The sequence below is a fragment of the Chamaesiphon sp. VAR_48_metabat_403 genome, assembly GCF_031422475.1.
Classification (GTDB): Bacteria; Cyanobacteriota; Cyanobacteriia; order Cyanobacteriales; family Chamaesiphonaceae; genus Chamaesiphon.
In genome coordinates this window covers 1-6,076 of record NZ_JANPLS010000198.1, presented here as the reverse complement: position 1 = coordinate 6,076, position 6,076 = coordinate 1, and the positions used below count along the sequence as shown (strand labels likewise).

General features: G+C 45.1%; 6 protein-coding genes. All 6 read right to left on the bottom strand.

The annotated features are described in order from the left end of the window. Positions 1-184: 184 nt before the first annotated feature. Entirely contained in the window at positions 185-718 is a 534-nt protein-coding gene (locus RMO79_RS09430; RefSeq protein WP_310482872.1) for a COP23 domain-containing protein, read from the bottom strand. Positions 719-732: 14 nt separating this feature from the next. Beyond that, complete coding sequence (locus tag RMO79_RS09425) at positions 733-1,260, bottom strand: COP23 domain-containing protein (RefSeq protein ID WP_310482871.1); 528 nt, start codon at positions 1,258-1,260, stop codon at positions 733-735. Positions 1,261-1,384: 124 nt separating this feature from the next. Further along, a complete protein-coding gene (locus RMO79_RS09420) occupies positions 1,385-1,954 on the bottom strand; it encodes a COP23 domain-containing protein (protein ID WP_310482870.1) in 570 nt (189 codons plus the stop codon). A gap of 131 nt (positions 1,955-2,085) precedes the next feature. Continuing rightward, complete coding sequence (locus tag RMO79_RS09415) at positions 2,086-2,799, bottom strand: trypsin-like peptidase domain-containing protein (RefSeq protein WP_310482869.1); 714 nt, start codon at positions 2,797-2,799, stop codon at positions 2,086-2,088. A gap of 302 nt (positions 2,800-3,101) precedes the next feature. Then, positions 3,102-4,244 carry an RNA polymerase sigma factor RpoD gene (gene rpoD / locus RMO79_RS09410; RefSeq protein WP_310482868.1) on the bottom strand — a complete coding sequence of 381 codons (1,143 nt, stop codon included), beginning with the start codon at positions 4,242-4,244 and terminating at the stop codon, positions 3,102-3,104. Between the two features lie 833 nt (positions 4,245-5,077). Continuing rightward, positions 5,078-6,016, bottom strand: coding sequence for an NAD(+) kinase (locus RMO79_RS09405; RefSeq protein WP_310482867.1), 939 nt, complete (start codon positions 6,014-6,016; stop codon positions 5,078-5,080). Positions 6,017-6,076: the final 60 nt, after the last annotated feature.

The following is a 6,076-nucleotide window of genomic DNA, read 5'->3' as shown; positions in this document are numbered from 1 at the left end:
GAATGAATTTGTCAATATCTAAAGCAATCGGTTTTTAGATGAATGTGGTTGTTTCTTAGTATGAAATTACCATTTATTCGATCGAAATTAATTGCTTTTAATCTTGACAACCTAAGCCCGATCGGGAATGAATCAGCCCTGGGATAAGCGGGGGGTTGGGGGGTAACACCATCTCTGTTGATGTCTATTTGTTCTTTAATCGATCGATTAATAACTGCATATCGATTTCATTTTCACCACTAGATTGGGACAGTGGCGAACCTTTTCCCGGTCCAGAAAGAGTATTACGTAACCTGTCGCGAATTTCTTCGGCATCGCTGCCCGTACTGAGGGTAAATAATAAATGCGATCGAGTACATTGTTTTTCGGTATAAGGTACCGCACAAATTAAGCCGAGTCCCGTTTTTTTATCTATCCCGACAATCAATTTATCAAAAGTGCCGCGATCCCATGCCAATTGAAATCGTTTGGATACAGTTTCACAGCGTTGTCGATTAGTCATCCCTTTAGGAGGTGTGTATTTCCAAAAAATTAATGAAACCGGATCGACCGTGCCACTGCTTACCGCCTGGGTAGTCGGAATAATTTTGCCATCTTGGTTAACTCGACCGCAAAAGAATTGAACGTTATCTGTTTTATCCCTAGCTAGAGATGGAGCTGGCAGGATGAGAATGGGGATAAATAAAGCGATCGCGATCGACCTAAATAATCTGTTCATTTGCTGGATGAGCGTTAATTAATAATACTGCTGATATCGACGATGCCATCCCCAGAATTTTGGGGAACGGGATTGCTACCAGTTCCACCTTTAATATCTTTCATCCGATCGATCGTTTCAGTTGCGTCGGCACCATTAGATAAGGTAAATAACATGCTCGATCTAGTACAGCTAGTCGCGCGATCTTTAGACCCACAAATAATTCCCAATCCCGACTTTTTATCAACTCCAGCAGTGAGATAATTTAGTCGTTTGGCTTCCCATGCCTGTTGAAAGTTGCCTGAAACCATATTGCAGCGAACTTGGGGTGTATATTTGCCACTAATTTTCGATTTCCATTGAATCAAGGCGACAGGTTCGCGTTTGGCAGAGCTAGCAACTAAGGTCGTGGGGACGATCGCATTGGTATTCGGATCGAAAGTTTGACCACAATAAAACCTCACTACTTTAGTAGGCGATTGGGCGATCGCTTCGATCGATACCAGAGTAGAACCAACAGTTAATCCACCGACGATAAAGAGCGTAATTAAGCTACTTTTCATATTTATTAGAAGGGATAGTATTCCTAACTTTGGAAATAGCGATCTAGAATTTAGATTTGTGAGTTAGTTCGAGATAGCAACTAGCCCACAGATCGACAATCGATTATCGATCGTCATTTGTCAACTACTTTTTTCGTAATAGGGCAAAATTGCGGAGATCGACAACTCGATTACCACTGCTTTGATAAAGTGGCGAACTAGCCGTTCCTGAGAGGACGCTAGAAAGTTGTTCGATCGTCGTACCAGCATCTTGATAAGATTTAAGCGTGAATAACATATTCGTGCGATCGCAAGGTTGTTCGGCATTAGCCAGCGCACAAATCATGCCCAAACCACTTTTTTTATCAATGCCCGCAGTGATATAATTTCGACCTTGTTGCAGTGCGGCTTGAAATTTGGGCGAGACAGTTTCACACCGTTGTTGGGGCGTAGTTTTAAAAGCTTCGCTTTTCCAGATAATTAGTACGGGTTCTTCTGATGCGCCGCTCACCTTCGCCAGAGTAGCCGGAAGGTTGCTTTTACTGCTAGCATCTGCGGCTTTACCACAATAAAACTGAATTGTCGGCGTGGTTTGGGCGATAGCTGCTGTGGGCATTATCGTCAGCGATCCGGTAACGATGGTGAGGGTGGATAACCAGATCTTGCGGACGAGATTCGATCTAACTGAGGAACGGGTTTGATGGTGTAATTGCATGAGACTTATTTAAGTTAATTGAATGTCAGCTTGAGTCAGGAAATTGACGAGTTCGCTACCGCTACTTATCTAGATCGGGTGGTTAACTAGTTAAATATGCAGCAGCACTGCTGGTTCTTTACAAAAGTTATTTATTCAGTCGCGATCGTAGCTACAGGCGAACTTTTACCCTGACGTGCATCGATAATAAATTGACGGACTAAATCGACACCGATGGCATAGTTAATCCCGACATTACCCGTATCTCTACCAAATCCACCTGTATTGACACCAATTATTTCACCTCTGTCATTTAATAATGGCCCGCCAGAATTCCCTGGATTAATAGCGGCATTATGCTGAATAAACTTACCACCTTCCCGGATGGCACTGACAATCCCAGTAGTCAATGTATTTTGGAAAGCCTCGTCAAACGGCGTACCGATGGCATAGGTATTGTCCCCGACTCTAAAGGTTGTTTTGCTGAGGGCAACTGTGGGGAATTTTTGACCCCGACGATTGATTTTAAGTAATGCCAGATCCAGCCCATTTTTGCCGAATCCCACCACATCGGCGGGTAGTTCGGTTTTCCCATCTGCCATTATCAGCGTCACTACGGCTGGTTGCCCTTTGATGACGTGAGCGTTGGTAACGACATAACCATCATTACTGACAATAAAGCCACTCCCCCACTTGCTATTGCCGCGAATCGTCACTACTGCCGGATTTGCTTTTTCATAGACGCGATTGGCTGTCGTAGTAGCGGCTGCGGGTGTTTTTGCAGCAGCGGGGATGAGATAAGCCGTGCTAATGCAGCTACAAGTTAAAGTGGCGATTAATAGTGGGGCAAAAATTTTAGTATTCACGATCTCATGAGTGGTGATGAATGATTGGTAATGGTTACCTGGGACATCGATAACCGCATATTATATCTTTCGGGCTGATGCGATCGCATTATGCACCTAAATTGATAATTCGTCCCAACTAAAAAGCCACCATCTCGCAAGATAGTGGCTTTTATCGTCGTTTTTAACGGGATTACCCCCCAGCACATCTTTCTAAAGCTACCGCGTGTCAACTCGGCTGGACTACGCAGCAACTCAAATAACTTGTGTATACACCGTAACTTATAAGGGGAGGGCTGGGGTGGGGTAAAGAACTACCGAATCTAACGAATATATTCTTTGAGAATACTGTTGCGATTGGGGTGGCGGAGTTTGCGGAGAGCTTTAGCTTCAATTTGCCGAATCCGCTCGCGGGTGACATTAAAAATCTGACCGATTTCTTCTAATGTTTTCATGCGTCCATCATCTAAACCATAACGCAAACGTAAAACATCGCGTTCGCGGGGACTTAATGTATCGAGAACTCCTTCTAAATCTTCTCGCAATAAACTCTTCGATACTTGGTCTTCTGGCATCTCTCCATCGGCTTCGATAAAGTCGCCAAGCCTGGAATCTTCTTCTTTCCCAATTGGTGTTTCTAAAGAGATCGGTAACTGGGCAGATTTAGCAATAAATCGCAGTTTTTCGATCGTCATTTCCATCCGAGTCGCAATTTCTTCTTCTGTGGGTTTGCGTCCCATTTCTTGAGAGAGTAATTTAGTTGTCTTTTTAATCCGCGAAATTGTCTCGTATAAGTGGACGGGGAGACGAATCGTGCGGGATTGATCGGCAATGGCGCGGGTAATTGCTTGCCGAATCCACCAAGTTGCATAAGTCGAGAATTTATAACCTTTTTCGTGGTCGAATTTTTCAGCGGCGCGGATCAAACCAAGACTTCCTTCTTGAATTAAATCTTGGAAAGAAAGACCGCGATTCATGTATTTTTTAGCGATCGAAACCACCAGTCTCAGGTTCGATTGTACCATCTTATCTTTAGCACGACGGCCTAAAAATAAGCGATGGCGAAACTGATTGAGGGGCATCGCCGCTACCTGCGCCCACTCGCGATCGTGGGGTTCGCGATCTAAGTCATTGAGCAGCTTCTCGCGCATCCGCTCTAATTCTAATAAATCGGCAATTTTCCGAGCTAGTTCGATTTCTTCATCGGCGCGGAGCAAGCGAATGCGACCGATTTCTTGCAAATATAATCGAATCGAGTCTTCTGTAAACTGTTTTTTCTTGGTTTGAACGCGACGGCGGGAGGCTTTCACCTTCCCCAGCTTACCATCCTCGTCTTCGACATCAGATTCACCGTCAGCGTCAGCAGTAAAATCATCGGCATCAACATCGTCGTCGAGCAGTAGCTCCAATTCGCTGTCAGTGTCTTTCGTCGTTATGGTTGCGAGCATGTCTTTAGTCTGGGTCATGTGTGGGTCCTCTTACTCCTATTTTCGTAACTAATGAACTAATATAAATCCGATTTTTCCGCAGGAAATCGTGGTGGTGTTTGCATATATCGAACGATTCTGTCAGTTAGCATCCATCGATGGCAAATTGCCAATGTCGAAACGACAGGAGTACCTACTGTCAAAGCGAGTTGTGATGAACTACTTAAACTGAAATGTTAGTTGTCAACAGCAGGTAATTAATAGTCTTCGATCGAGAGGATATCCTCAATCGAGGAAAGCCCTTTTGATTGTAGCTCTTATTAAAATTTCTGCCAGTTTGAATTGTTAATTAACATATCAATTTTTTCGGGCTTCACTCTCATAACTACACGTACTTACTTGTCACCGCGATCGCGTCCGATCGGATCGCAGTTGACCGCACTCGCGTAGCTTCGATCGCGCTTTTGTTTGAATAAGCACTAAGACCATTTCTATTAACGATCGAGTAATATTGACTCATTTTTATGAATAGATAGTTGAGTTTGTTACAAAGAGTTAACGAAGCGGTCGGATCGCTGGATCGATCTCATCTTATTTGTTAATACAGAAGCGTTCGATTCGAGAAATAGCGGGATTAGAAAGAATTCCGCCCTCTCAATCCACAGTCTAACTGTTTAGTTTCGCTTTGCCCACCCAATTTGACTCAACAATCATGCGTTAATTTGCTGAAATTAGCTCAAATTAGGCGATATTCATGGGTTTGGGGCGTGTGGGGAGACGGGGAGACAGGGAGATGGGGGGACGGGGAGACGGGGGGACGGGGAGTAAGGAGTAAGAAGTTTTGCTATCCACTATCCACTATCCCCTAAAACCTAATTCCTAGTATGATGGTGGTCGTAGCGGATGCGGGAGCCTGCCCAGAGGAGCTTTTCGCGGAGAGTTTGGTAATAGGAATAATTTTCGCGCAGAATGATAAATTTGGCTTGACAGTTTGCCATTTGGACATCGACCCTTTGCCCCGGCCAAATCGAGGTACCCAGTACGCCATCCGTCCATAGCTTGGTATTGAGTTCGTAATCACCGAGCGGCCAAATGCTGACGGTAGAACCCGCTGGAATGACGATCGGGCGACTGGAAAGACTCAACGGACAAATTGGGGCGATCGTGATGGTTGCCATGCCAGAATGGACGATCGGGCCATTAGCAGAGACATTATAACAAGTAGATCCGGTGGGGGTGGAAACGAGCAAACCATCGCCTTGGTATTGATCGACAATTTCGCCATCGATTTCCAGTTCGAGAATCGAAGTAATCATCCGATCGGCGGCAGCGGGCTTAATGCACATATCATTAAGCGCGAGGAATTTTTCGCTATCTGGCGGTGCGGTGCGATCGTCGCCATCATAAATATGCGCCTGAAGCATCATCCGCCGTTCGACTGCATATCGATCTTGTAACAATCGATCCCAGACGCGATCGCCATCTATTAATGCATCGATATTAAATAGTTCTAACGGCTCGGTCAAAAAGCCCAAATGTCCCCCAGCGTTGATGGCTAGAATTGGGATGCCATCGTGGGATAGATGCCTTGCGGCGGTGAGTGCGGTGCCATCACCCCCCAAAACGATCGCCAGATCGATTTGCTTGCTGGTGGAGGCTAAAAAGACCGGATAGGGATTGTCTTTAGCTCCGCTCGGCCCCATCATCACGTCGCAACCCATTTGTTCGAGTTGTTTGGCAGCTTTTTCAGCGAGGGCTTTACTGCCGCGATCTCCGGCTTTATGAACGATGATGACGTTTTTGAGTTCCACAGAAAATTCTAGTTGTTAGTGGTTTAGCAGTTTGGCGAATAGAAGTCGAATAGTTGATGT

Coding starts and splice junctions, on each gene's coding strand:
- RMO79_RS09430 (WP_310482872.1), bottom strand. CDS start 718: ATGAACAGATTATTTAGGTCGATCGCGATCGCTTTATTTATCCCCATT.
- RMO79_RS09425 (WP_310482871.1), bottom strand. CDS start 1,260: ATGAAAAGTAGCTTAATTACGCTCTTTATCGTCGGTGGATTAACTGTT.
- RMO79_RS09420 (WP_310482870.1), bottom strand. CDS start 1,954: ATGCAATTACACCATCAAACCCGTTCCTCAGTTAGATCGAATCTCGTC.
- rpoD (WP_310482868.1), bottom strand. CDS start 4,244: ATGACCCAGACTAAAGACATGCTCGCAACCATAACGACGAAAGACACT.